Source organism: Caproiciproducens lactatisolvens, assembly GCF_052443335.1.
Lineage (GTDB): Bacteria > Bacillota > Clostridia > Oscillospirales > Acutalibacteraceae > Caproiciproducens.
In genome coordinates this window covers 3053263-3080251 of record NZ_CP195750.1, presented here as the reverse complement: position 1 = coordinate 3080251, position 26989 = coordinate 3053263, and the positions used below count along the sequence as shown (strand labels likewise).

General features: G+C 54.9%; 19 protein-coding genes and 1 tRNA gene. 13 read left to right on the top strand and 7 right to left on the bottom strand.

Going from position 1 to position 26989, the window contains the following annotated elements:
- Positions 1-8 precede the first annotated feature (8 nt).
- Positions 9-590: a 5'-deoxynucleotidase gene (gene yfbR, locus ACRQV7_RS15180; RefSeq protein WP_444658886.1), complete on the bottom strand. Its 582-nt coding sequence runs from the start codon at positions 588-590 to the stop codon at positions 9-11.
- Between the two features lie 648 nt (positions 591-1238).
- Between yfbR and ACRQV7_RS15175 the strand changes: the two genes are divergently transcribed.
- Both ACRQV7_RS15175 and ACRQV7_RS15170 read left to right on the top strand, forming a co-directional pair.
- Complete coding sequence (locus ACRQV7_RS15175) at positions 1239-3680, top strand: YfhO family protein (protein ID WP_444660303.1); 2442 nt, start codon at positions 1239-1241, stop codon at positions 3678-3680.
- A gap of 17 nt (positions 3681-3697) precedes the next feature.
- Entirely contained in the window at positions 3698-4642 is a 945-nt protein-coding gene (locus ACRQV7_RS15170; protein ID WP_444660301.1) for a glycosyltransferase family 2 protein, read from the top strand.
- A 120-nt stretch (positions 4643-4762) separates the two neighbouring features.
- Here the strand turns inward: ACRQV7_RS15170 and ACRQV7_RS15165 are convergent, their stop codons facing one another.
- Positions 4763-5014 (bottom strand): Smr/MutS family protein, encoded by a 252-nt coding sequence (locus ACRQV7_RS15165; RefSeq protein WP_444658885.1) that lies wholly within the window; start codon positions 5012-5014, stop codon positions 4763-4765.
- 222 nt (positions 5015-5236) lie between these two features.
- Here ACRQV7_RS15165 and ACRQV7_RS15160 point away from each other — a divergent pair, with 222 nt between their 5' ends.
- The gene (locus tag ACRQV7_RS15160) at positions 5237-6412 is read left to right on the top strand and encodes a hypothetical protein (RefSeq protein WP_444658884.1); all 1176 of its coding nucleotides are present in this window, start codon (positions 5237-5239) and stop codon (positions 6410-6412) included.
- A 30-nt stretch (positions 6413-6442) separates the two neighbouring features.
- Positions 6443-6679 (top strand): helix-turn-helix domain-containing protein, encoded by a 237-nt coding sequence (locus tag ACRQV7_RS15155; RefSeq protein WP_444658883.1) that lies wholly within the window; start codon positions 6443-6445, stop codon positions 6677-6679.
- Positions 6680-6741: 62 nt separating this feature from the next.
- On the opposite strand, the gene ACRQV7_RS15150 is transcribed toward ACRQV7_RS15155, so the two are convergent.
- The 5 genes from ACRQV7_RS15150 to ACRQV7_RS15130 form a co-directional block, all read right to left on the bottom strand.
- Positions 6742-7863: a peptidylprolyl isomerase gene (locus ACRQV7_RS15150; protein WP_444658882.1), complete on the bottom strand. Its 1122-nt coding sequence runs from the start codon at positions 7861-7863 to the stop codon at positions 6742-6744.
- 194 nt (positions 7864-8057) lie between these two features.
- Positions 8058-11513 (bottom strand): transcription-repair coupling factor, encoded by a 3456-nt coding sequence (mfd, locus tag ACRQV7_RS15145; protein WP_444658881.1) that lies wholly within the window; start codon positions 11511-11513, stop codon positions 8058-8060.
- A 78-nt stretch (positions 11514-11591) separates the two neighbouring features.
- A complete protein-coding gene (gene pth, locus ACRQV7_RS15140; RefSeq protein WP_444658880.1) occupies positions 11592-12203 on the bottom strand; it encodes an aminoacyl-tRNA hydrolase in 612 nt (203 codons plus the stop codon).
- A gap of 1151 nt (positions 12204-13354) precedes the next feature.
- Complete coding sequence (locus ACRQV7_RS15135) at positions 13355-14311, bottom strand: ribose-phosphate pyrophosphokinase (protein WP_444658879.1); 957 nt, start codon at positions 14309-14311, stop codon at positions 13355-13357.
- A gap of 27 nt (positions 14312-14338) precedes the next feature.
- Positions 14339-15385, bottom strand: coding sequence for a sugar phosphate nucleotidyltransferase (locus tag ACRQV7_RS15130; RefSeq protein WP_444658878.1), 1047 nt, complete (start codon positions 15383-15385; stop codon positions 14339-14341).
- Between the two features lie 295 nt (positions 15386-15680).
- Here ACRQV7_RS15130 and ppdK point away from each other — a divergent pair, with 295 nt between their 5' ends.
- The 9 genes from ppdK to ACRQV7_RS15085 all read left to right on the top strand — a co-directional run bounded on the left by ppdK (position 15681) and on the right by ACRQV7_RS15085 (position 26977).
- Entirely contained in the window at positions 15681-18317 is a 2637-nt protein-coding gene (gene ppdK / locus ACRQV7_RS15125; RefSeq protein ID WP_444658877.1) for a pyruvate, phosphate dikinase, read from the top strand.
- 91 nt (positions 18318-18408) lie between these two features.
- Complete coding sequence (locus ACRQV7_RS15120; RefSeq protein ID WP_444658876.1) at positions 18409-18870, top strand: hypothetical protein; 462 nt, start codon at positions 18409-18411, stop codon at positions 18868-18870.
- A gap of 180 nt (positions 18871-19050) precedes the next feature.
- A tRNA-Arg gene (locus ACRQV7_RS15115) sits at positions 19051-19127 on the top strand.
- Positions 19128-20311: 1184 nt separating this feature from the next.
- Entirely contained in the window at positions 20312-21124 is an 813-nt protein-coding gene (locus ACRQV7_RS15110; protein WP_444658875.1) for an HAD family hydrolase, read from the top strand.
- Between the two features lie 62 nt (positions 21125-21186).
- The gene (locus tag ACRQV7_RS15105; RefSeq protein ID WP_275714477.1) at positions 21187-22176 is read left to right on the top strand and encodes a hypothetical protein; all 990 of its coding nucleotides are present in this window, start codon (positions 21187-21189) and stop codon (positions 22174-22176) included.
- Between the two features lie 24 nt (positions 22177-22200).
- Positions 22201-23220, top strand: a complete 1020-nt coding sequence (locus ACRQV7_RS15100) for a bifunctional heptose 7-phosphate kinase/heptose 1-phosphate adenyltransferase (protein WP_444658874.1) — start codon at positions 22201-22203, stop codon at positions 23218-23220.
- Positions 23221-23237: 17 nt separating this feature from the next.
- On the top strand, positions 23238-24116 hold the full coding sequence (locus ACRQV7_RS15095) for a PocR ligand-binding domain-containing protein (RefSeq protein ID WP_275714473.1): 879 nt from the start codon (positions 23238-23240) through the stop codon (positions 24114-24116).
- A gap of 251 nt (positions 24117-24367) precedes the next feature.
- Positions 24368-25831, top strand: coding sequence for a hypothetical protein (locus ACRQV7_RS15090; RefSeq protein ID WP_444658873.1), 1464 nt, complete (start codon positions 24368-24370; stop codon positions 25829-25831).
- A gap of 66 nt (positions 25832-25897) precedes the next feature.
- Positions 25898-26977 (top strand): galactose ABC transporter substrate-binding protein, encoded by a 1080-nt coding sequence (locus ACRQV7_RS15085; protein WP_444658872.1) that lies wholly within the window; start codon positions 25898-25900, stop codon positions 26975-26977.
- Positions 26978-26989: the final 12 nt, after the last annotated feature.

Genomic DNA, 26989 nt, shown 5'->3' with positions numbered 1-26989 from the left:
ATGGAAGTTCAGTCCTGTTCATCCAGCGTCAGAGCGTAAGAGGGCAGGAATTCCGCGACGAAGCAGTCGGCCTCCGGCAGGTGGAGATCGCTTACGGTCCGGCGCAGGGAGGCTTCTGCCTTGGTAAATTCGGAATTGCCCATCCCTTTTTCCTCCATGCATTTGATGACGGCGGAAAGCTTGTCCGCGGCTTTGACAAGCGGCAGAAGCTCCCGGTCGCCCTCCTGCGCCGCGGTGAAGATCGACTCGTAGCTCGGCTTCAGGTCGTCCGGCAGAAGGCTCAGAAGCTTTTTCTGCGCGACGGTTTCGACCTCGCGGTAGGCGGAGCGGATTTTCGGGTTGAAGTATTTGACCGGCGTGGGCAGGTCGCCGGTGATGATTTCCGCCGCGTCATGGTAGAGCGCAAGCAGAGCCGCGCGCTCCGGGCTGACGTGGCCGCCGAAGCGGGTGTTGCGCAGCACGGCCAGCGCGTGGGCGATGACCGCGGTTTCAAAGCTGTGTTCGCTCAGGGTTTCGCTGCGGGTGTTGCGCATCAGCCCCCAGCGGCAGATGTATTTCATGCGCGACAGCATCGCATAAAAATGAAACATGGTATTTTCCCCTTTCATGAGAGCAATCTGACTCCCCCGGTCAGGACCTGCCGGTCCGGGTTTCGCCTGCCCGGCTCAAGGGGAGAGCTCCCTCAGTCAGGCTTTGCCTGCCAGCTCCCTCAAAGAGGGAGCCTGAAAAAGCTGAGTCCCCGGCCTCCCTCCGTGAGGGAGGTGGCGCGCCCGGCGCGACGGAGGGAGTCTCCTCCTGCTACATTAACGCATCTCCGCAAATAAGAGTTGATCGTCAGCTTCGCCCTCAGGCCGGGCGGGCCCCTACTTTCGCTCTTGTCCGAAAGTAGGCAAAGGACGCGCAGGGGGATTTTTAATTCCCGGCGGGAGGGTTCCATAAAATCCCCCTGCACCCCCAGGTATCCCCAAAGTGTCTCTGTGCGACATGATACTTCTGTGGTTTTCATTGACGAGAGTACGGAAACGGGGACGAAACTCCCTCAGTCAGGCTACGCCTGCCAGCTCCCTCAAAGAGGGAGCCTGAAACGGCGGTCCTTCTTTACGACATTATAACCAATATAATAACAAACGGTAAATATTGCAAGAAACAGTCCTGTAATTTTTAAATTCGCTTTGTTCAGACAAAACCGTGTGATATAATATGTTAATCAGGAATATGGGGGCGACGGTTTGACAGGTGTGCTGACCCGCAAAGGGAGACAAAATTATTATTGGAAGGCCCTGCTTTACGGCATGGGAATAGCTTTTCTCTTTTTCATACCTTTTATTATTTTTGATAACGGTTATTTTTTGTTTTACGGCGACTTCAACGTACAGCAGGTTCCGTTTTACCAGATGTGCCACGACGCGGTGCGCAGCGGCAATATCGGCTGGAGCTGGACAACCGACCTGGGCGCCAATTTTATCGGCTCCTATTCGTTTTACCTGCTGGGCAGCCCGTTTTTCTGGCTGACCATCCCGTTTCCCAGCTGGATGGTGCCGCACCTGATGGGCCCACTGCTGATTTTGAAATTCGGCTGCGCTTCCCTGACGGGCTTTCTCTATCTGAAAAGGTACGTCAAAAATCCGGATTACGCGGTCATCGGCGGAATGCTGTACGCGTTTTCTGGCTTTTCGGTCTACAATATCTTTTTCAACCACTTTCACGAGGCGATTATCTTTTTCCCGGTGATGCTCTGGGCGCTGGACGAATATATCTACACCCGGCGGCGCGGCATCTTCGCGGTGACGGTGTTCGCCTGCTGCTTTGTCAATTACTATTTCTTTGTGGGACAGGTTGTTTTCACACTGCTTTACGGGTTTACCCGTCTTTTGACCGGCAACTGGAAAATCACGCTCAGGGATTTCCTGCTGATTATCTGCGAGGCCGTGATCGGCGTCCTGTGCGCCGCCGTCCTGCTGGTGCCGACCATCCTGGCGGTGATCCAGAACCCGCGGGTGGACAACCCGCCCGAGGGCTGGAACGCGCTGCTCTACGACTGGAACCAGCGCTATGTCCACATTTTGGAATGCTTCTTCTTCCCGCCGGATATTCCGGCCCGGCCCAACTTCACCCCGAAGTCGGAAGCGAAGTGGGCTTCGCTCGGCGCGTGGCTGCCGCTGTTCAGCATGACCGGGGTCATCGGCTTTTTGCGTATGCACAGGGAGCACTGGCTGAAAAAGCTGCTGGGGATCCTGTTCCTGATGGCCTTTATTCCGATCCTGAATTCCGCGTTCCAGCTTTTCAATGCGTCGTATTACGCGCGCTGGTTCTATATGCTGACCCTGATGATGAGCCTTGCGACGGTGATCTCGCTCGAGAGGGAGTGCGTCGACTGGAAAAGTTCCATCAAGTGGACGACCGGCATTACGCTGGGAATCGCGCTGCCCATCGGGCTGATGGTGACCACGACGCAGCAGGACGGGCAAAAGGTGACTTCCTTCGGACTGGAGGATTACCCCACCCGTTTCTGGACGTATGTGGCGATCGCGCTTTTAAGCCTGACCCTGCTGACGATTCTCTTTAAATGGTACCGCCGCGACAAAGAACTGTTTATCCGCCGCTGTATGGGCGGGGTGGCCCTGATTTCCGTTCTGTATTCGCTGTTTTTCATCGCGCTGGGGAAAACCCAGAGCGACGACGCCCACCGGGAGCTGATTCCTTATTCCCTCAACGGCGGGAAAGACATCCGGCTGCCCGACACCAAAAACTGCCGTATCGACATTTACGACGGCATGGACAATCAGGCCATGTACTGGCAGATTCCGACGATCCAGGCGTTCCACAGCATCGTGCCGGGTTCCATTATGGATTTCTACCCGTCCATCGGCGTCCAGCGCGACGTGGGTTCGCGGCCGGAGGCCAAGTATTACGGCCTGCGCGGGCTGACCAGCTGCCGCTGGCTGTTTGACCCGGTACAGAGCGGCAAGAATTTCGCGGGGGACGAGGGAGAGGATACCCCGGCGATGCCCGGCTGGACGTTCTATGCGGCGCAGAACGGCTTCAATATTTACGAGAACGACTATTATATCCCCATGGGGTTCAGCTACGATTCCTATATTACCCGCACGGAATACGAGCAGGTGGACAAGGAAAGCCGTCACCTGCTCCTGCTGAAAACGCTGGTGCTGGAAAACGACGACGTGCAGAAGTACGCCGGGATTCTTCCCCATGACGACGATTTCCAGTCCAGTGAATTCACGCAGAGCGCTTATTTCGAGGACTGCCTGAACCGGAAGTCGGAAGCCTGTTCCTCTTTTGAGCGGGACAACAGCGGCTTTACCGCAAAAATCACCGCGGACAAGGAACGGCTCGTATTTTTCAGCGTCCCCTGGGAAGGCGGCTGGAGCGCGCAGGTCAACGGCAAACCGGCGGAAATCGCCAAGGTAAACGTCGGGTTCATGGCGGTGAAGGTGCCGGCCGGGGAGTCGGTCGTCCGCTTCGACTACGCGACGCCGGGCCTGAAGCTGGGCGCGGCGGTATCCGCGGGCGGCGCGGCGCTGTATCTGGTGTTTTATCTTGTAACCCGGGCGTATGACAAAAGGAAGCCGCGCAAACGGAAGACGTACCGGATCAAATACGAAGAGCTCCCGGCGGAAGGGCAGACACCACCGCCCGAAGCGCCGGAAACCACACAATGACGACCTTATCGGAGGAAATTATGCCTACTGTATATTTGGTGATACCCTGCTATAACGAGGAAGAGGTTTTGCCGGAAACGGTGAAACGGCTGACAATCAAAATGAATTCCATGATCAAGGCCGGGCGCGCCGACGGAAAAAGCCGGATGCTCCTTGTGGATGACGGCAGCCGCGACCGCACCTGGGAGCTGATCAGCGGGTACTGCGAAGAAAACACGCTGGTCAGCGGGATCAAGCTCGCGCACAACCGCGGCCACCAGAACGCGCTTCTGGCGGGGCTGATGACCGCGAAGGAGTACTGCGACTGCGCAATCAGCCTGGACGCCGACCTGCAGGACGACATTGAGGTGCTGGACCAGTTTGTGGACAAGTTTACCGACGGCTGCGACGTGGTCTACGGAGTGCGCAACAAGCGCGAGACGGACACGGCTTTTAAGCGCACCACCGCGCAGGGCTTTTATAAATTCATGAAGGTGCTCGGGGTGGACGTCGTCTATAACCACGCGGATTACCGGCTGATGAGCCGCCGCGCGCTGGACGCGCTGAGCGAATACAAAGAGGTCAACCTGTTCCTGCGCGGGATCGTGCCGCTTATCGGCTACCGCAGCGACTACGTGTACTACGACCGGAACGAGCGCTTTGCGGGCGAGTCGAAGTATCCGCTGAAAAAAATGCTTTCTTTCGCACTGGACGGCATCACGTCCTTCAGCGTAAAGCCGCTGAAAATGATCTCCACCCTGGGGATCGTCCTGTCCCTGCTGAGCATTCTGGGACTGATCTACGCGCTGGTTTCGTATTTTATGGGCCTTGCGGTCGCGGGCTGGACGGCGATCGTCTGTTCCATCTGGCTGCTCGGCGGCATCCAGCTGCTGTGTCTTGGCGTGGTGGGCGGCTACGTCGGCAAGATCTACAGCGAAGTCAAGGCAAGGCCGCGTTTCCGGATCGAGGAATTTAAAAAATAGCCCGGATTATACGGAAAAAAGAAGAATTTGGCCGGTAAAAAAATTGCCCCGGAAAGGAACCGGCAGTATTACCCGGGAAATTTTCAGGATATCAGAAAGCGGACAGGGTTTCCTGCCCGCTTAATATTTTAGAAGAATGCGCGTTTCCCCGGGGTTCAGGCTGATGAGCTTGGCCGAAATGCGCGGGTGCTTGAGCTGCTTGCGCACCATGTCGCGCAGCACCTGGCCGCTGTTGTAGCCGTGAATGACGCGGATTTCCGAAATGCTTTTGTCCGCGCGGGTCAAAAGCTGCTCCAGGCTGCGCTTGGCCTCGCCGGCGGTCATGCCGTGAATATCCACTTCCAGTACGCTGCCGTGTTTTGTCTGACGCATTGCTTTTCCCAACCCGCTTTTCTTATGGAATCGTCTTTATGGCTATTATACCACAGCTGCGGCGCGCCGTTGTGGCGTATTTGTAAATTGGCGAACGGGTATCCTCATCGCGTGCGATTATGATCCCATCAATCTGAAAAAAGGAAGCGTCCGGAATGTCAAAAACAGGGATGGACGATCGGGCCCTTTATGCTATAATAAAGAGAACGGGAGGGATTCGGAGTGAAAGTTGTCGATCTGAGAAACGTCTTTGCAAGCTGTAACGACGTATTAATTGAAATCAGCGATCATTTCATTTATTATGCGGAAGAGAAGAGAGAGGAAGGCCACAACAACCTCTTTATTCTGGAATATAACCGCGTCACGCGCCGTGAGCGGATCATCGCGAACTATTTTCTGAGCAATCCGGCTTTTGTACAGCATTTCTTCAGCTTTCCCGAGGACATCATCGTCGTGATGGAAAGCGGGGAAAGCGAGGCCTGGATTTTACGGATCGACAAGCGCACGGGTGCGGAAAGGAACATGGCCACGCTGAACTTTATCGGCGGGTTTTCGGACTGCACCGCTCTGGATGAAAGCCACCTGATGATTTATACCAAAGAGAACGCGCGGCACCGGGCGCTGTTTGAGGACTACAAAAAGCTGACCGGTTTTGAAAAAGTGGCGTATCTTTACGATATTGACGACGAAAAGTACTACTACGTGCGCGACCCGCGCGTCTGTACCGCGGACAGCGCCGGGCTTATCACCTACGAAGCGGACGGGCAGAGGCAGCTTCTGGTTTTGCAGCCGCACGGCGACGAGGCGGAAAAGGAGCATTGCTACCGGAACATGCGCTGGCTGGGCGACAATATCAACGACAACGTCTGGCTTTGCCCGCTGTTCGACTTTATTGTCGCCGTCAAGACCGGGGAGGAGCGCGCCCCGCTGGAGCTGATCCTGAGCGCGGGGACCCCGGGGCTGGTGCGTTTTGCGGGAATGGACGGCGGCAGCCTGTATTTCCGGGTCAAGTATTTTCCGACCGGCGACCAGAGAATCTGTGCTTACGACAAGACGACGGGGAAAAAGTCGATTGTGGCGGAGCTGAACCTGAAGGAGGACGAGGCCCCCGCCATGTTCAGCATCGACGGCAACGGCGCGCGGGTCTACCGGATTACGGAGGAAGAGGACGGTTACCGGGTGGACGGCGTGCTGAATTCCGAAATCCACACGCGGTACAGCAAGGAGCTGGGGGAGTTTTTCGCCTGTGTGGACGACCGGTTTATCCTGGCCCGCTACGTTCTTGCGGACGACAGGGATTCCTTTGAGTTCAATTCGGTATTTGACGCGCAGACGGGAACCCAGAAAAGCTATGAGTGCAGCTGCGCCGTACAGGGCGGCACCGTGGTGCTGTATTGATAAAACATAATAATTTCGGGTGATGTTTACATGACAGTCTATGAGAGAATTCGGAATTTAAGGGAAGACAGGGATCTCAAACAAAAGGATTTGGCCGGGCTGCTTTCCATTGGGCAGACCACCTATTCGGATTATGAATTGGGAAAGCTGGGTATTCCCATATCGGTTCTGGTTCAGCTGGCAGAGTATTACGGAACCAGCATAGATTATCTTGTCGGTCTGACGGACGTCGAAACGCCGTATCCAAGAAGAAAACAGAGGGAATAAACCTCACATGAAAAGGGCGCGGACAGAAGTTTCTGTCCGCGCCCTTACTTTGTTTTGGCTGTTTATTTGGACGATGCGGCGCTTGCCGCTGAGGCGGCCGCCGAAGAGGCCGGAGCGGAAGATGCCGCCGCGGAGGAAGTCTTGGTCTCAAACATGGAAGGCTTATAGGAATCGATCGCCTTCTGGTTCAGGGTAACGCTGGTGTACGCCGCCGCTTCCTTTTCGATTTCGTCGGAGTATTCCTGACCCTTCAGCTGGGCCAGAATGGAGCTGCGGGTGCTTTCGGTACCGAGCTGCCCGGCGGTTTTCTTGGTGACGTCGTTCTTCATCGCGACCATATAGGTGCCGGAGATTTCCGCCGCCTTGACCTCGCCCGGCTTCATGGAAGAGAAGAGGGAAATGAAATCCGTCGGGAAACCGGAGTTGCTGTCCAGAATTTCAGTGCCGGACTGAAGCTGGTCGGTCGTCTGTTTGGAAGAGGTTTTATAGGCGTCGGCAGCCTGCTGCATGGTCATTTTTCCGGCCTTGATGTCCGCCGCGTAACCGTTGAACTCTTTTTCCAGCGCGGCCTGCTCGGCTTCCGTGATCATCACCGTGCTGCCGTTGGCGTCGGTACTGTAAAGAGGCTTGAGGAAATAGGAATAGTCGGTGTAGTTCTTCTCAAAATAGGCTTTCAGGTCGGCGTCGGAAACTTCCTTTTTGCCGCCCTTGCCGTAGAGAGCCGTAAACACCTTCTGGTATTTGGTGTAATAGTCCGAATACGCAAGGTTGAACGAATTCTTTGAGATGCCGTATTTTTCAAGGGTGGAGCTTGCCTGCGCCCACTGGGAATCCGTGCTGGAGCTGATGGACTTCGTCTCGTCCGCGGTCAGGGAAAGGCCGAGCTCCTTCATTTTATCGTTCATCACAAAGAGCGCCTTTGTGGAATTCAGCGCTTTTTCCTTTATATAGGCTTGTGCGTCCTTGCCGTCGATCTTCTGTTCCAGAAGCGGCTTCGACGAGTCCGTCGCCAGGGATTGCGCGTTCTGGTAAGCATAATACAGATTATAGATATATACTCCGATGGGAGCGGTCAGGCTGTCGTTTTTCATCGCCCAGCTTTTGTCGCTTTTACACGCGGTCATGCCCGCGATCATGGCGACGGCCAGCACTGCGGCGACCACCTTTTTCGACTTCTTTAACATAACTACCTCCATGCGCTTGTGCGCAGCCAAATTTGAACAGGCGCCGGGCCTCGTCCGTCGACAAGACCTGATTCAAGTTTCACCAGATTATTATACTCTTATCCGTCCGGCTTGTCCAGTACGCCGCCCGGCGATTTTGTGAAGGCTGTGTGAAACCTTGGTGGAAAACCGGTGAGTTTTTGCGCGGTATGACGTCATTCCCGGATCGTGTTGAGAATTTCGGTCAGGGTGTCCAGCGGAGTGGCGCCCGGAAGGATTTTGACGCTGATGTACGGTTTCGCTCCGGCGTTCAGCATCACGCGGGAACGCATGGAGGAAATGAGGGAACCGACCTGCTTCATGTCGATGCTTGTCTTATAAAGGAGCAGAACGTCGTTCTGCTGCTTGATCTCATAAATGCCCAGCTGGGAGGCGAGGTTGCGCAGGAGCGCGACCTCGATCAGGCCGTTCACGCTCTCCGGCGGGTCGCCGAAGCGGTCGATCAGCTCGTCGGTCACGTCGAGCGCGTCCTCGCGGGTGCGGATGTCCGCGATGCGGCGGTAAATCTCCAGCCGCTGGCTGAGGTTCGCAATATAACCTTCCGGGATATGGGCCTGAATCTGCATATCCACCAGGCATTCCCGGTCGTACTCGGGCGGGGCTTCGCCCTTCTCGCGGCTGATCGCCTCCGCCAGCAGGTGCAGGTACATGTCGTAGCCGACGGCTTCCATATGGCCGTGCTGCTCGCCGCCCAGAATGTTGCCGGCGCCGCGGATTTCAAGGTCGCGCATGGCGATTTTGAAGCCGGAGCCGAATTCCGTAAACTCGCGGATGGCGGAAAGCCGCTTCTGGGCGATTTCCGTCAGCACCTTGTTGGGCGTAAAGGTCAGGTAAGCGTAGGCGCGGCGGCTGGACCGCCCCACGCGGCCCCGGATCTGATGGAGCTGGGAAAGGCCCATCCGGTCCGCGTTTTCGATGATCAGCGTGTTGGCGTTGGGCACGTCCACGCCGGTTTCAATGATCGTCGTGCAGACGAGCACGTCGATTTCGTGCTCGATCAGGCGCCGCCAGACCTCGGAAAGCTCCTGCTCGTTCATCTTGCCGTGGCCGAAGCCGATGCGCGCCTCCGGAATCTGCGCCTGCAGGCGGGCGGCGGTGCGCTCAATGGTGGCGACGTCGTTGTGCAGGTAGTAAACCTGCCCGCCGCGCCGCAGCTCGCGCCGGATGGCTTCGCTGATCAGGCCGCTGTCGTGCTCCAGCACGTAGGTCTGCACCGGGTGGCGGTCGTGCGGCGCCTCCTCGATCAGGCTCATGTCGCGGATGCCGGAGAGCGCCATGTTCAGCGTGCGCGGGATCGGCGTGGCCGAAAGGGTGAGGACGTCCACATTTTTACACAGCGCTTTGAGCTTTTCCTTCTGCGCGACGCCGAAACGCTGTTCCTCGTCGATGATGACCAGTCCCAGATCGCGGAATTTCACGTCCTTGGAAACAAGGCGGTGCGTGCCGACCACCATGTCGATCTCCCCGCGCTTCAAACGCCGCAGGATTTCCTCCTGCTGCTTCGGCGTGCGGAAGCGGGAAAGCAGCTCGATCCGGACCGGGAAGCCCTCCATGCGCTTGGTGATGGTCTGGAAGTGCTGCCACGCGAGGATGGTGGTGGGCACGAGCATGGCGCACTGCTTGGAGTCCGTAACGCACTTGAACGCGGCGCGCAGGGCGACCTCCGTTTTCCCGAAGCCCACGTCCCCGCACAGAAGCCGGTCCATGGGGGCTTCCCGCTCCATATCGCTCTTGATCTCGTCGATACAGCGGAGCTGGGCCTCCGTTTCGTCGTATTCAAAATGCGCTTCAAAATCGCGCTGCCACTCGTTGTCCTGCGGGAAGGCGTGTCCCTGTGCCTGCATGCGTTCGGCGTAGAGCTTCATCAGCTCCTTCGCCATATCCTTGACCGCCGCGCGGACCCTCGCCTTGGCCTTTTGCCATTCCGCGCCGCCCAGGCGGTGCAGCTTGACGGTCGCGTCCTCGCGCGGGCCGATGTATTTGGAAACCATGTCCAGCTGGGTCACAGGAACGTACAGGGTGTCGTTTTTGGCGTACCGCAGCTTGATATAATCCTTGACAATGCCGTGCATGTCGAGCTTGTGGATGCCCTCGAACACGCCGATACCGTGGGACGCGTGCACCACGTAGTCGCCGGGGGTCAGCTCCGCAAGGCTGTAGATTTCCTGGCTGTTCTTGCTGCGCCTGGCCTTTTTGACGGGCGCGGTGATCAGGCGGCCGTGGGTGATCAGGCCGAAAAACGCGCCGGGGTATTCCAGCCCGGCGGAAAGCGCCCCGGTGGTGACCACAACGGTCCCGCGCTGGACGGTTTCCGGGTTTTCCACGTAACCCGCGGGCAGCCCGGCCGCCTGCAGGTCGGCGGCGGTGGTCCGCGCGCTGCGCTCGCTTCCGGCGAGCACCACACAGGCCCATCTGGTCGCCATCATGTTCTGCACGTCTTCGCTCAGAAGCTGGGTGCTGCCGCCCCAGACGGAAAGCTGCCGCGCGGTCATCCCGATCAGGGTGCGCACCGGCGTTTCGTAGCTGCCGCGCACAAAGGTGTCCAGATAGATCGCCCCGCGCCGCTCGCACAGATCGAGCGCGTACGGCCAGTCCCCGCTGAAGGTGTCCAGCCCGCGGCAGAGCGTGCCTTCCTGCAGAAGGTCCATGACGTCCTCGCCCCACTGCCACAGCGTGCTGCGCATCCGCTCCTTGGACTTGACCGGCTCGCTGACGAAAAGCAGGGTGCCGGGCTCCATATAGTCGAACAGGGTCGCCGCGGCGCCGTACAGCAGGGAGATATATTTGTCCGCGCATCCGATGCGGACGCCGTTTTTTAGCTTTTCCGCCTGCTCCGTCAAAACGGCTTTGGCGGCGGGCGCCGTCTTTCCGCGCAGGGTGGACGCGTGTTTCATGATCTTGTCCGCAAGCAGCCCCGGGTTGTCGATCAGCGCTTCCACCGCGGGGGCGATGACGAGCTGCTCCGCGGTTTCCGTGCGGCGCTGGGTTTCGAGGTCGAACAGGGAAATCGTGTCGATTTCGTCGCCCCAGAACTCCACGCGCGCCGGGCTGGGCGCGTCCGGGGTGAAGATGTCCAGGATGCCGCCGCGTTGGGAGAACTGGCCCGTGCCGTCCACCTGGACGGCGCGCTCATACCCGCAGGCGGTCAGGGCGGCAAGCACCCGCTCCATGGAGACGGTATCGCCCGCCTTCAGTGTGACGGTGCGTTTTTTCAGCTCGGCGGGGGGGATGGTGTACTGGAGCGCCGCGTCCATACAGCAGACGACCGCGTCGCACGCGCCGTTCAGCGTCTGCTCCAGCACCTGCAGGCGCTGATGCTCGTACTCGTGGCTGCTGCCCGCGGTGTCGCGGAAATTGAAGTCGCGCACGGGGTAAAACAGCGGCCTCATGCCCATGGCGGCAAGGTCGTCGCACAGGCGCTGGGCCTCGTTTTCGTCGCCGGCAACAACAAAAGCCCTGCGTTTTGATTTTACGCAGAGCGAGTAAATGATATTTGCTTTATGGATTCCGGAAAGCCCGGTGACCGCCGCCGGCAGCGCAGAGGTTTTGACGGCGGCTTCAAGCTCCTGAAACTCCTTGAGGCCGCTGATGGCGTTGGTGAGAAATTTCATGAAATCTCCCTTATTCTGAAGGAATCGGAAAATCGTGCTTTTCCATTCTCTTCCTTGCTTCTCTATTATATGCGTTCGTTATGAATTATATTTGTTCATCGCTTCGGCGGCGTCTCCCCGAACCATCAGCTCCACGGAGGAGCTGGCGTGGCCGATCGCCTCGTACAGCGCCTTTCTGTCCGCTTCCGTCAATTTGGAAAGCACCCAGTCGGCAAGATCCCACTGGGGGTTCGGCTTTGCGCCCGTGCCGAGCTTGATGCGCGGGAAGCGGTCGCTCCCGCTCAGGTAGATGATGTTTTTCATGCCGTTCTGGCCGCCGTCGCTGCCCTTCATGCGGATGCGCATGCGGCCCGGCTCCAGCGAAACGTCGTCGAAAAGGACGATCACCTTTTCCGGGGGCAGCTTGTAAAAGGCCATGGCCTCGGTGACGCTCTGCCCGCTCAGGTTCATATAGGTGGAGGGCTTGAGCAGAAGAACCTTTTTCCCGCCGATCACGGCGGTGCCGGTCAGCCCCTTGAACCGGACGCGGTCGACCCGCGCCCCGGCCTTCTCCGCAATATAGTCCAGCGCCATAAAGCCCGCGTTGTGGCGCGTGCCCTCGTATTTGCCGCCGGGGTTGCCCAGACCGGCGACAATGTATTCGACCGGGCCGGCCGGCTCGGCGCTTCTTGCAAAGATGTTTTTAAACATGTTCCGTAACCTCGATCTGATATTTGGACCTGTCGGTCGGCAAGCGGACCATGCGGTCGGCAGGCGCCTACGGCGAGGCTTCCAATTAGCTTACATTAAATCGGGAGTGGATTGCTCCGAGACTCCTTTCGACGCGCCGGGCGCACCACCTCCCTCACGGAGGGAGGCAGGGGCTTGGCCTCTTTTGGCTCCCTCTTTGAGGGATCTGGCAGGCGCAGCCTGACTGAGGGAGTTTACATTTTCTCCCTTTGGTTTTCATTAGCGCATCGCCGTAGGCGCTTGCCGACCGCATGGTCTGCGCGGGAGGGAGTTTCGGAAGCATAGTGCTTTTTTGGGTTTCTTTTTCTAATCGTCAGCTTTGCCCTCAGGCCGGGCAGGCCCCTACTTTCGCGTTTGTCCGAAAGTAGGCAAAGGACGCGCAGGGGGATTTTGAATTCCCGGCGGGAGGGTTCCATAAAATCCCCCTGCACCCCCAGGGTATTCCCAAAGGGTCTTTGTGTGGCACGATACTGCTGTGGTTTTCATTGACGGGGGATACGAAAAAGCAAGGACTGCCGCGAAGCGGCTGGGAAAGTTTGCTGTAAGCCCAAGTATAGGGATGGGCTTCTCCCATCAATTTCCATAATCTTCCGTTATTTTACAATTTCTATTGCACTAAGGGAAGAAACGCGCTATAATCGGTTTGTAAGGCACAATAAAAAGTGCAGAGCAGGAACGGGGTGCACCACCACCCCGCCCCCTGCATACGGAGTCGCACCTCCATACGCAACCGAATAATCGGCGCACTGCGGATATTATTATACCGCCTCTTTGCAGTTTTGTACAGGGGTGATTTGTATCTGTTTGCACCTGACGGCGTTGTATATGGATGAAGTCATCCGTGTACGACGTTTTTTTGTGCCCTGCCGCAGGAAGGCCGGCGGCGAGAGTCCCCCTTTTTGGCTTTTTCCGCCGGTCCTTTTTGTGTTAAATCCTAAAATGAATACAACCCGGCCCCGATTTTTGAAGGGGCCGCCACTATGGTGGGGGAGTTTAACATATGCCGGGGGAGGCCGTCCCTCCCTCCGGTGCCCCGCCCGATTCAGGGCAGGGGAAAGCAATATGGCGGGATAGATTGCTCTACCCCACCCGATATTGCGTTTTTTTATTTATCAGACAAACATGGGAGAAACGGGCTTGTCTTCGTAAATCCTCTCGATTGCCTCCGCGAACAGCGGGGCGACGGGCAGAATCGTAAAGTTGTCCAGATGCTTTTCGGGAGCGAGGGGGATGGTGTCGAGCAGGACGAGCTCCTTGATGGGGCTTTCCTTAATGCGCTCGATGGCCGGGCCGGAAAGGACCGCGTGGGTCGCGCAGGCGTTGACTTCCTTCGCGCCCTTGTCCATGATGGCGCTGGCCGCGTTGCAGAGGGTCCCGGCGGTGTCGATCATATCGTCGACGAGCACGACCTTCTTGCCCTTTACGTCGCCGATGATGTTCATAACCTCGCACACGTTGGCCTTCTGGCGGCGCTTGTCCACAATCGCGAGCGGGCAGCCGATGCGGGCGGCGAAATTGCGTGCGCGGGTAACGGAGCCCAGGTCGGGGGATACGATCACGTAATCGTCGGTTTCGTCGCCGATGCGCTCTTTCAGGAAAGAGGAGAGAATCGGCGCACCGAGAAGATGATCCACGGGAATATTGAAGAAGCCCTGAATCTGGGGTGCGTGAAGATCCATGGTCAGCACGCGGTCTGCGCCTGCGGTGGTGATCAGGTCGGCGCAGAGCTTTGCCGAAATCGGGTCGCGGGCTTTTGCCTTGCGGTCCTGACGGGCGTAGCCGAAGTACGGCATGACGGCGGTAATGCGCGCCGCGGAGGCGCGTTTCATCGCGTCGGTCATAATGAGCAGCTCCATCAGGTTGTTGTTGACCGGGGCGCAGGTCGACTGGACAATAAAACAGTCGGAACCGCGGACCGATTCAAAAAGAGATAGGGAAATTTCACCGTCGCTGAAAGTGGAAACCTCGCTCTTGCCCATCGGAAGGCCCAGACACTCCGAAATCTGTTTTGCTACGCGCTGGCTGGCGTTGGCAGCAAAAATTTTGATATCCTTGCCATGAAAGTTCATTTGCATATCCCCCTGTATTCTGTTGACTCAAACTATATTCTGGTTAATAACCGAAAAAGGCGCAACGGCCTTGTTTGATGGAATCACGCTGTTTTCGCACTGCACGGAAATCAGCTGCACGCCGTCCCCCACCCGGCAGTCCGATAAAAAAGAATGCGGCCCCACAGTGCAGTTGCAGCCGATGACGGTTGCTCCGCGCAAAATGGTGCCGGGTAAGATACAGGTATCGCTGCCGATGACCACGTCCGGACCGATCATCACGCCGTCGCGGCACGGAATTTCCACTCCGTTGCGCATATGGCGGGAGAGAATTTCGTCGCGGGCGACGGAGTTCAGCGCGTTGAGCTGCAGGCAGTCGTTCGCGCCCAGCACGGCGTTTGCGTCGCTGGTGGTATGGGCTCCGGCGTTTTTGCCGTTTTCAATCAGCAGTTTGACCGCGTCGGTCAGATAATATTCACCCTGCGCATTGTCGTTCCGGATTTTGGAAAGAATATCCAGAAGGTCGTCCACACGGAACCAGTATGCGCCGGAGTTGATTTCACAGATGGAAAGGGTAGCGAAGTCCGCGTCCTTCTGCTCCACAATCGCGCTGATCAGGTGGGTTTCCGGGTCGCGCACAATGCGGCCGTACCCGGTGGGGTCGTCCAGAACGGCGGAAATGACGGTAACCGCGTTGCCGTTCTCAACGTGGTCCTTCAGTGCCTCGCCGATGACAGAGGAACCGACAAACGGCGCGTCTCCATTTAAAATCAGGGCATTTTCCCCGCGGTGGTCGCGCAGAAAGCCCTCGGCCATCATGACGGCGTGGCCGGTGCCCTTGCGCTCGGGCTGAAGGACGTGGGAAATCGGGGCAAAGGCACCGCTCTCGTTCAGAAGGGAAAGGTACCGCTCGACCTCCTCATGCATATAGCCGGTGACTACACAGATACCGGAAACTCCCGCGCCGTGCGCGGAATCAATCACCCATTGCAGCATCGGCTTGAAAAGCACCGGTGAAAGCACTTTGGGGCGGTTGGACTTCATCCGTTTCCCCTCGCCGGCGGCAAGAATTACTGCACAGCATTCCTCTGGCATGTTGTTTCCTCCGTGATTATCTATAGCATTCGCGTTTGAGCATAAAAATACATTTTAGGTTATCTCTATTATCTCATAAGAATCAGAATTTTCAAGATATAAATCAACTTTTGAGGATGATTTGTGAAAGATACTCTGTTTTTACAAAATTTAATTTGAAATATCGGGCGGTTTTATAAAAAAACATATAGTAATTTCCAACTCTTTTTGCTATAATACGTTTTGAGCGACTATTTACAAAATTACAAATTAATATAGCTCGTCAAAACAAACAATTTAATAGGAGGTACTGTTAATGAGCCACAAGTACGTTTACCTTTTCTCCGAAGGCAATGGCAAAATGAGAGAGCTTCTCGGAGGCAAAGGCGCCAACTTAGCCGAGATGACCGTTCTTGGCATGCCTGTTCCGCAGGGCTTTACGATTTCCACCGAAGCCTGTACGCAATACTATACGGACGGCCGTGAAATCAACGCCGATATTCAGGCTGAAATTTATGAATACCTTGCAAAAATGGAAAAGATCTGCGGCAAAAAGTTCGCCGATCCGGAAAATCCGCTGCTGGTTTCCGTACGTTCCGGCGCCCGCGCTTCCATGCCGGGTATGATGGATACCATCCTGAACCTCGGTCTGAACGACACCGTTGTGGAAGGGCTTGCAAAGCTGACGAACAGTCCCCGCTTTGCTTATGACTCTTACCGCCGCTTTGTACAGATGTTCTCCGACGTTGTTATGGAGCTTTCCAAAACAGAGTTTGAAAAGATCATCGACGCCCAGAAAGCGAAGAAGGGCGTAAAGCAGGACGTAGAGCTTGACGCGGACGACATGAAAGAGCTCGTTCGGAAGTTCAAGGCTTTCTATAAGGAGCAGAAGGGCGAAGACTTCCCGACCGACCCGAAAGTTCAGCTGATGGAAGCCGTCAAGGCCGTATTCCGTTCTTGGGACAACCCCCGCGCGAACGTATACCGCCGTATGAACGAAATCCCCTACGACTGGGGCACCGCCGTCAACGTACAGGCGATGGTGTTCGGCAACTCCGGAGACAAGTCCGGCACGGGCGTTGCGTTTACCCGCAACCCGGCTACGGGCGAAAAGGCTCTCTTCGGCGAGTACCTCATTAACGCACAGGGCGAAGATGTTGTTGCCGGTATCCGCACCCCGTTCCCGATCAGCCACCTCCAGCAGGATATGCCGGAAGTTTACAACCAGTTCGCTGAGATTGCAAACAACCTTGAAAAACATTATACCGACATGCAGGACATGGAGTTCACCATTGAAAACGGCAAGCTCTACATGCTCCAGACCAGAAACGGCAAGAGGACCGCGGCCGCTGCCCTGAAAGTAGCCGTCGACCTAGTTGACGAAGGCATGATCACCGAAGAAGAGGCGGTTTTGAGAGTAGAGCCGAAGCAGCTCGACTCCCTGCTTCATCCGCAGTTCGACGCTGCCGCCATTAAAAAGGCAAAGGCAATCGGCAAGGGCCTTGCGGCTTCCCCGGGCGCTGCCTGCGGCAGAGTCGTATTCTCCGCGGAGGACGCGAAGGAATGGCACGATAGGGGCGAGAAGATCGTTCTTGTCCGTCTGGAGACCTCTCCGGAAGACATCGAAGGCATGGCGGTCGCACAGGGCATCCTCACCGTACGCGGCGGCATGACCTCCCACGCGGCGGTTGTTGCGCGCGGCATGGGTACCTGCTGTGTATCCGGCTGCGGCGAAATCGTTGTCGATTATGACGCAAAGCAATTTACCCTCGCGGGCCAGACCGTGAAAGAGGGCGACTATATTTCCATCGACGGTTCCACCGGCAATATCTACGCACAAGCGATTCCGACTGCCGCCGCCAAAATTTCCGGCGACTTCGACCGCTTCATGAAGTGGGCCGACGCTGCCCGTAAGCTGGAAGTTTACACCAACGCCGACACGCCGAAGGACGCAAAGCAGGGCCGTGATTTCGGCGCTCAGGGCATCGGCCTCTGCCGTACCGAGCACATGTTCTTTGAAGGTCAGCGTATTAAGGCAATGCGTGAAATGATCGTTGCCAAGACCACCGAAGAGCGCGAAAAGGCGCTTGTCAAGCTCACTCCGTTCCAGCAGGGTGACTTTGAGGGCATCTACGAAGTGATGGAAGGCCGTCCGGTCATCATCCGCTTCCTCGATCCGCCGCTCCACGAGTTCTTGCCGACCAAGGAAGAGGACATCAAGGAAATCGCCGGCGAGCTGAACATCACCGTCGCGGACCTGAAGAACGTCATTGCGAGCCTGCACGAGTTCAACCCGATGATGGGCCACCGCGGCTGCCGTCTTGCCGTTTCCTATCCGGAGATCGCCAGAATGCAGACAACGGCCGTCATCAACGCCGCTATCGCGGTCAACAGGAAGCATCCTGAGTTCAAGACCGAGCCGCGCATCATGATTCCGCTGGTGGGCGAGCAGAAAGAGCTCAAGTTTGTAAAGGATATCGTTACGGAGACCGCCGATAAAATCATCAAGGAAGCCGGCGTATCCCTCAGATATGAGGTCGGCACCATGATCGAGATTCCGCGCGCCGCTCTGACCGCGGACGACATTGCCAAGGAAGCGGAGTTCTTCAGCTTCGGCACCAACGACCTGACCCAGATGACCTTTGGTTTCAGCCGTGACGACGCCGGCAAGTTCCTGAACTACTACTATGAGAACAAGATTTACGAGTCCGATCCGTTCGCCCACCTTGACCAGAACGGCGTAGGCAAGCTGGTGAAGATGGCGGTTGAGCTTGGCCGCAAGACCAGACCCGAGATCCACCTCGGCATCTGCGGCGAGCACGGCGGCGACCCGACTTCCGTCGAGTTCTGCCACAATGTCGGCCTGAACTACGTATCCTGCTCACCGTTCCGCGTGCCGATCGCACGTCTGGCTGCCGCGCAGGCCGCTGTAAAGGAAAAGAGAGCAAAATAAATTTCCGCGCGCTTTGACAGACATTCCCCATGCTCTCAGGAGCATGGGGAATTGTATTCAAGGGATATTTACCGGAAGGAGGCGGGTACGGTTGAACAAGAGGCAGATTAAAATCATGGTGACACTGCTGCAGCTTTTTTTGATCGGGGCGCTGTTTTTACCGGCGGGGACCATTGTCGGGGATGCCGCCGCAGGAGACACTTCGCTGAGTGTTTTTCAGATGATTAACCGCTACGCGGGCATGGGCTTTTCCGACGACGCGCTTTTCTATATGGTGATGGCTTGCGTGTTCCCGGCCGCGATTATTATTTGTATGAGGGTGCTGAAGGAAAGAAAAAATTTCGGCGCTTCCGTGGTGCTCTGCGCGCTGTACGCGACGGCGTCGGCCTGTTTTTACAGCGCGGCAAAAAGGAAAATGGTGGATTACGCGACCATGACCTGGCTGCCGTATATCATTATTCTGATTTCCCTGACCTCCATGATGCTGCTGATCTTCGGTTTTTTCCAGGCGGCGCAGGACGGAGACGGGAAGGAATCCCCCAAAAAGGAGTAATTGACAAAGGCGCCGTGATATCCTATAATATAAAAGTTGTATGCGATTTCCGCTGAAAGAGAGCCGTTTGGAGGATGCCCGCGGAAACCCGCCTTACAGCTTTATTTGTCTCCGTAGCTCAGCTTAGATAGAGCGTTCGCCTCCTAAGGCGAACTCCGAGCGGTACACAAAATTGAATATGCGCCTGTAGCTCAGCTGGATAGAGCACCGCCCTCCTAAGGCGGGGGCCATGGGTTCAAATCCCCTCAGGCGTGCCATCAAACCCAGTCCGGACAAGGGTTTCCGGCCCGAATGCTTACTCACAAGTCATGTTGTGGGTAAGCATTTTTTTATATTCTGGGAACTCGTACAGCTAAGGAAATTAAGTCGCTGTGAAGTCGATTTCGGGCTGAAAAACAGCTCAGCTAAGGTTTTTTTGGAGATTAAACTGTTTTTAGCTAAGCAAACTGATTACTTGACGGAGGCCAACAGTTTGGCGAGCAAGTCCGGATTGTCCTGAATGATACGGAGCAGCGCTTCTGTATCCTGTGATGGCTTTTCGTCTCCAGTCTTCAGGTAGTCGTCTTCCATTTGGTTTACGATGTCAACCTGATCCTCATCATAGGCTCGCTGGCCTCAGCGCAAGCCATGGCCTGCCCGACGCGATTCTTTTTGGGGACGGGGAAATCGGCATTGCCTTTGCAAAAGCGTTTGCGGCCTCTGCCAACAAAATTTCGCGGCAAAAGAATGGAAAGCTTCTGGATATCCAATCGCCGGCAGACTGGTCGAACGATAAGTCTGTGAGGAATAGGCTTGGCTCTGACATATCATTCTCGTATTGATCGCAGTTGAATCAATGGCTCAAATAGTGGATAGGTCCATATCAAATTCAACAACTCCATGGGATCAAACTTTGAAAGTCTCGCAATCCATCTCTTTCTGAGATTATTTATTATATTGTTACGTTCCGATTGACGGTCTCGTTTCGGCCATATGCGCTGTGTTTTTATAGAGAAATTTGATCCAAGAAACCAGGTTTCCTTTTAATAGAAACAAATGGAACGGAAACTGCTTGCGCGGTAGTCTATACGAACTCCGAATTTATCCGCTTCTGGGAACAAAATCTGTAAAGATATTTGAAATGGACAAAATTACGCCTTTTCGGATGAATTTCTCTATACAGATATTATTGGAAAAATATAATATATAAACAGATAAAAAGAAAATTTTAAGCATATTGTAAAATATGCAGACCAAATAGAGATGTAAAAAAGCCTTCTTATTTACAAAAAATCCCTTTGAAAAAGATTATGGAATATCCAATTTAGAAACAAATTAATTACTATCTGTGTCAAACTTTTAGTAGACAGCCTGAAATATTCTTTTCCAAATCAATGAATGAGGCTTTTCCTAAAGCTGCGGCACGAGGTGAAGAAGAGGTTGAAACAATATGGAGAGCAGTATGGAACCAAAACTTGAAATCGTCCGCCTGTGGGACAAAAATCGCTTTTCGATTCGCTATGCATTGTTTGACTTTGACGGAACAGTCAGTCTGATCCGAGAGGGCTGGCAAGATATTATGATTCCTTATTTCTGTGAGGTTCTCCGCAGTACCGCCACGCCTGAAAGCGAGGAGGCCATCAGGAAAATTGTGCTCGATTTTGTCACGGATCTCACGGGGAAGCAGACGATTTTTCAGTGCATTAAGCTGAATGAGGAGGTCGTGAAACGTGGTGGTCCGAAGCGCGAGCCTATTGTCTACAAGAAGGAGTATCTGCGCCGCCTTGAACTGCGAATAGCTAAGCGAAAGGAGCGGCTTGCCGCGGGGGAAGCGGATCCGGAGGAGTGGCTTGTCCCCGGGGTCGGTCCGTTTCTGAAGCTTCTGCGGTCGAACGGCATCAAATGCTATCTGGCAAGCGGGACGGATGAAGAGGACGTTCTGTACGAGGCGAAGCTTCTGGGACTTCAAGGAGTGTTTGACGGGGGGATCCACGGTGCCCACGACGCAATGGTGGAATGTTCAAAAGAGCTGGTCATTAATGCTATGTTGAACCGTGAACATATTCGTCCTGACGAACTTATTTCGTTCGGGGATGGCTTTGTGGAGGTGAAACTCGTTGCAAAACACGGTGGACTTGCCGTCGGCGTGGCAACGGAGGAGAGTAAGCGCCGGGGCGTCAACCAGTGGAAACGCAGCCGCCTGATCGCGGCCGGAGCGCGCGTCATCATACCGGATTTTCGGGACACCGAGGGGATATACGGAATCATACGGTAGGATTGGACGATTTGGGCACTCGGCCCGCGGGACATTCGAATATTTATGGGGGAGAGATATCAATGCCATTTGCACAGTTTGATCGTTCTCAACTGAACCTTTTGCCACTGGACCGGCGCGTCCATGATGTGAATCTGTCGGAGGTGCTGAAGAATGTTGACGACAGAATCCCGGAGTTCGATCATCCGGCGCTGCCGGTGCTGGCGGAAGCCGTCGTCAGAGCCCGCCGCAATCACGATGCCACCGTTTTAATAATGTACGGCGCACACGTCATCCGCACCGGCAATGCCATGTTTATGATCGAGCTGATGAAGAGGGGGCTCGTGACGCACTTTGCGACGAACGGAGCGGGCTCCATACACGATTTCGAACTGGCTATGATCGGCCATACCTGCGAGAGCGTGGCCCGATACGTCAGCGAGGGCCAGTTCGGCCTGTGGAAGGAAACGGGGCTGATAAACGACGCGGTCCGCGCGGGAGCAAAAGAGGGCATCGGGTGGGGAGAAGCCGTAGGAAAATATATTTGGGAAAATCGTTTTCCAAACCGTGAAAAAAGTGTGCTTGCAATGGGGTATCACCTCCATGTGCCGTGTACCGTGCATATTGGTATCGGAAACGACATCATCCATGAGCACCCCAACTGCGACGGGGCGGCCATGGGCTTCTGTTCCTATACTGATTTTCTGATTTATGCCCAAAGCGTCACAAAACTGGAAAACGGGGTGTTCCTGAACTTCGGATCGGCGGTGGCCGGACCGGAAGTTTACCTGAAGGCCCTGGCGATGGCGCGGAATGTCGCCCGTCAGCGTGGCGAAAAAATCGTTCATTTCGATACGGCGGTGTTCGACCTGATGCCGATCGAGGAAAGCGACGATTATGCCGTCACCCCGCCCAAAAGCGACCCGCGCTACTATTTCCGCCCTTGGAAGACCATTCTGGCACGCACTGTGGCCGATGGCGGCCGCAGCTTTTATGTGCGTGGGGAGCACCAGAAGACGCTGCCCAATCTTGCAAGGCAGATTCTGACACTGGATGACATGCGTGCCAAATAAGTATGATAGAGGAGGTTGGTTGGAATGGATATTGATAAAATGATTTCCGTTTTGAAAAATGTTGCACAGGTAAAAGTCGTCGTATTTGGGGACTATGCGCTTGACAAATACCTTTATATTGATCCGGAACACGACGAACCTTCGGCGGAAACCGGGGAAACCGCTTACCAGGTTCACCGTACCTCTTTGTCCGCCGGCGTCGGCGGTACCATTACGAACAATCTGCGAACACTTGGAGCCCAAGTCGTCTGTATCGGTCTTGTGGGAGACGACGGGCAGGGATACGAGCTGCTGAGATGCCTGCGCGAAACGGGCGCGGACGTTTCCCATATGGTGAGCTGCGACGTCCTGTGCACATGCACCTACATGAAACCGATGCGCAGGGGGACCGACGGAATCTACCGGGAGATGAACCGCTTCGATTTCCGCAGCTTCATTCAACGTCCGATAGAGGTCCAACGCGAGATGATGCGTCAACTGGAATCCGTCTTGGACTGGGCCGACGGCGTGATCATCACGGATCAGTTCTATCAGCGCAATATGGGTTCTGTCACGGACTGGCTGAGGGAACAGCTCAGCAAGCTGGCCGCTGAAAGGAAGGACAAGATTTTTTATGCGGATTCACGCTCGTTTGCAAACGAATACCGCAATATCATTGTAAAGTGTAACGACATCGAGTTCTTCGCGATGACCGGCGGACCAAAGCCGGACACCGGGAAGCTTAATGCTATTGTGGAAAGGGGAGAAAGACTTTACCGGAGCGGCGGGATTCCCCTGTTTGTCACCTGCGGAAAGGCGGGGATCGTTGTTTTTGACAGGACGGCAGAGCTTGTTCCGGCGTTCAAGGTCGACGGCGAAATTGATATCGTCGGTGCGGGCGATGCGGCGAACGCTGGGATTTTCCTGGGGCTCGCGCTGGGCCTGACGGCGGCCGAGGCCGCACTTCTGGCCTGCTGCGTTTCCTCGATTACCATTCAGCAGCTTGGTATGACGGGCACGGCTTCCATGCGACAGGTGACGGAACGGCTGGCGTCCCGCCGATAAACCGCGAAGGAGGGCAAATGGCGATGAATAACGGAGCCTATAGACTTTTTCATGGGCTTTACGTGGACAGGAGCCGTCTAGCCGAAATGCTGAAGGCGTTTTACACGTTGAACCACGTGAAGGTGTCCTTTTACGATACGGATTTTCATCAGCTGCAGGAATGGCCTTATCCGCAGTGTGATTTCTGTCAATTGATCCGTCGAAACGGAATCCAGGCGTGCCTGAAGAGCGACTGGGAGGCCTTTCGCCACTGCCATGCAAAAAAGAGTATTTACGCTTACCAATGTCACGCCGGACTTTTGGAAATGATCATTCCGTTAAAAATCGAAGAGATGGTTATCGGTTACATCATGTTCGGGCAAATGATCCGCGCCGAGGACGTCAACTCCACCAAACAGGCTCTCATGGAACGGCATCGGGGGTTGCCCGTGAGCGAGGACGAGCTGCTCCGCGTGATCGATCTGATTGACGTGAAGGACAAGGAGGAGCTTGAGGCGGCCACCCTGATCAGCAAGGCCTGCGTCAGCTATCTGCTGAGCGAACGGGTGGTTAGCATAGACCGGAACAATCTCGTCGATCGTATCGACGATTATATCGCGGAAAACATGTCCCAAGGGTTTACAGTCGAAGACCTGTGCGACTATCTTCAGATGAAGCGATCCTCTTTCTACTCGCTTACAAAAGAATGCCTTGGATGCGGGATCAGCACTTATATCCAGAAGAAGCGCCTGGACAGGGCGAAAACGTTGCTCAAGGAAACAAACCTCCCCATCTCTCTGCTTGCCGGACAGGTTGGGTTTAATGATTACAATTATTTCCTGCGTTGTTTTAAAAAGCAGGTTGGCATGACATGCCGTGCGTACCGTAAAAGCGTCGAGGACTATCTGCGTCCATAAACATATTGAAATTCATTTTCTGTTCTCTCTATAAATCCGAACATGCTGAAGAGAGTTCCCCCGTTATATAACGGGGGAACTTTTTGTTGGGATCTGTAAAAAAGTTCAAGATGGACAATTTTACAGTTAGGTGGATGAATTTCTCTATCATTGAAATTGTGTAAAGCCTATAATAAATTAAGAAAAATACGAAGATATTTAGCTTTATAGTAACTCGAACTAATAATGTTTTAATAAAGGGAGTGCGTATTTTGTTGACTAAATTAAAAATCGGCCTGGTTGGCAGCTCGCAGCTGAGCTTTCCCGGAGACAAGGAAGGGGCTTTTAGAAAGACTTCCGGTGATCTTGAGGGCCTGTCGGAAAAGTGGGGGTTTCAGCTTTTTGTCTACCCAAAGCAGGTGATCACGCCGGAACAAGGGTATGAAGCGCTCCATGCTTTAGAAGAGGAAAAAGTGGACTTTGTTCTGCTGCAGTGCACTAGCTTTTCGGCCGGTTTCCTAGCTCCCATCTTCGCCAGGATAAAGAATGCGCGCCTTGGCTTGTGGGCGATCCCGGAAGGAAAATCAGAAGGTGCGGTTCCGTTCAATTCGCTTTGCAGCATCAACATGTATGCTGCAATCATAGGGCATTATCTTGACGGATATGAGCTACCGGTCAAATGGTTTTACGGTAATGTCGGTGACCCGCTGTTTTCCGACCGTTTCGCGGTTACGGTACGTGCGCTGAAAGCGATCAAGGCCATGCAGCATTCCAGCGTCGCCCTGATTGGCGGCATCGCGCCGGGCTTCGATGACCTGTATGACGACGAGCGCGGTCTGATTCGTCTGTTTGACGGGATGCGCATTAACCGCCTGCATGAATACGATGAACTGAAAAAGATCGCCATACATATGGACAGCGATAAAGTACGCCGGCGCATTGAGGAAGAAACGGCGCTTGCGAAAGGGTTCCGCCATCCGACGGCGAAAAAAATGATGGAAATCAACGCTCGGTTTTCTCTTGCGTACGATCAGTTTATCGAGGAAAACGGATATGACGCCGTAGCAATCAGTTGCTGGCCAAAACTCCAGGATGACTTTCAGTACAGCGTGTGTGCAGTGGTAGGCGAACTGAACGACAAAGGCACGGTGGCTGCCTGCGAAGGAGACTTGACTTCCGCTATCAGTATGCTGCTCCTGAGGTATCTATCAGACAGCACCGCCACGTTGATGGATCTGTCTGCGTTTGACCAACAGGATGACACGATTTTGCTGTGGCATTGCGGTCCGGCCAGCCGCTGCTTCTGCGAGAGAAACGGTTTTGAGTATGGCCTGAACTATTCCGGTTCGGCGCACGAGCCGGGTGAAAAGGAAGTCAGCGGAACGGGCGTTGTTCGCGACATGGTTATGGACCCGGGCAAGATCACCATCTCCCGGCTCACCGGGGAAAGCGACAGAATGTTCTTGGCAACCGGGCAGATCATCGATACGTCCAAGCCGAGCTTCTGCGGATCCCGCGGTTGGGTGGGAGATCTTGAGATCAACCGTCGGAATGTTTCCGCACTTGATTTTTTCAATACTGTTCTTGTGCAGCGTTTCCAGCATCATTTCCCCATCGTCCGGGGCGATTTCAGCCGGGAGGTGCTTGAAGCGATGGCATGGTTAAAGCTGAAGAAGGTTGAGATTACACCTTATCAGGACTATCTTGAAAATCCCGCATGGTGGGCGGACAGGTGAAGTTAAAATATGCTTTCAACGTATATTTTGATTTAATAAATTGATCTTGAAAAGGGGAGAAAAAACATGAAAAAGTGGAGAAAAAATGTGAAAAGGGTATTTTCCGTGATTTTAGCGGCCATGCTGGCCTTGTCGGTGGCAGCTTGCAGCAGTTCCACCGAATCATCCTCCGGGGAGACGGCTTCCGGCACATTATCGGAGAGAACAGATGGGAAAAAATATGTGATCGGGGCACTGGTTTACAAGTACGACGATGTGTATTTGTCCACCGTACGCGCGGCAATGCAGCAATATGCAGACAAGGCGGGCAACATCGAACTTAAGATGTACGACGGGCAAGGTGATCAGGGAAAACAGCTGGATCAACTGGATGCCATTCTGCAGGACGGCGTCGACTGTCTGTTCGTCAACATGTGTGACCAGTCTTCCGCGCAAACCGTCATCAATCAGGTCAAGGACAAAAAGATTCCTCTTGTGTTCTTCAACCGCGAGCCGACTGATATCAGCGTCTTGAAGAATTATGATAAGGATATCTTCGTCGGCACAAAAGCTCAGGATGCCGGCATCATGCAGGGCGACATGCTGGCCCAGCTGTGGAAAGCCGACAAGAGCTTGGACCGCAACGGTGATGGAAAAGTTCAATATGTGGTATTCAAGGGAGAGGCTGACAATCTGGAAGCTATTGCCCGCACCGAATACTGTCAGTCAGAAGCGAAGGAAAAGGGTCTGAATATGGATGCCGTCGCGCCTGTACAAGTTTGCGACTGGACTGCGGAAAAAGCGATGAACGCAATGGAGGCGATCCTTTCTTCTAACAATGATATTGAAGCTGTCCTTTGCAATAATGATGACATGGCGACCGGCGCCATCTCTGCGTTGCAGAACCACGGCTACAACACCGGCAACGAAGGGGACAAAAAGATAGTTGTGCTCGGAGTAGATGGTACGGACGCCGCCAAATCCGCTATTGCCTCTGGTACGATGATGGGCACCGTGAAGCAGGATGGCGACGCGATGGCGAAAGCATGCGTCAATATTGCAGAGAATTATCTTAGTGGCAAGAGCGCACTGGAGGGCACAGGTTATCAGCTTGATGAGACGGGTGTTGCGATCCGTATCCCCTATTCTTCCTACACCGGTAAATAAGGAAGAAAATAT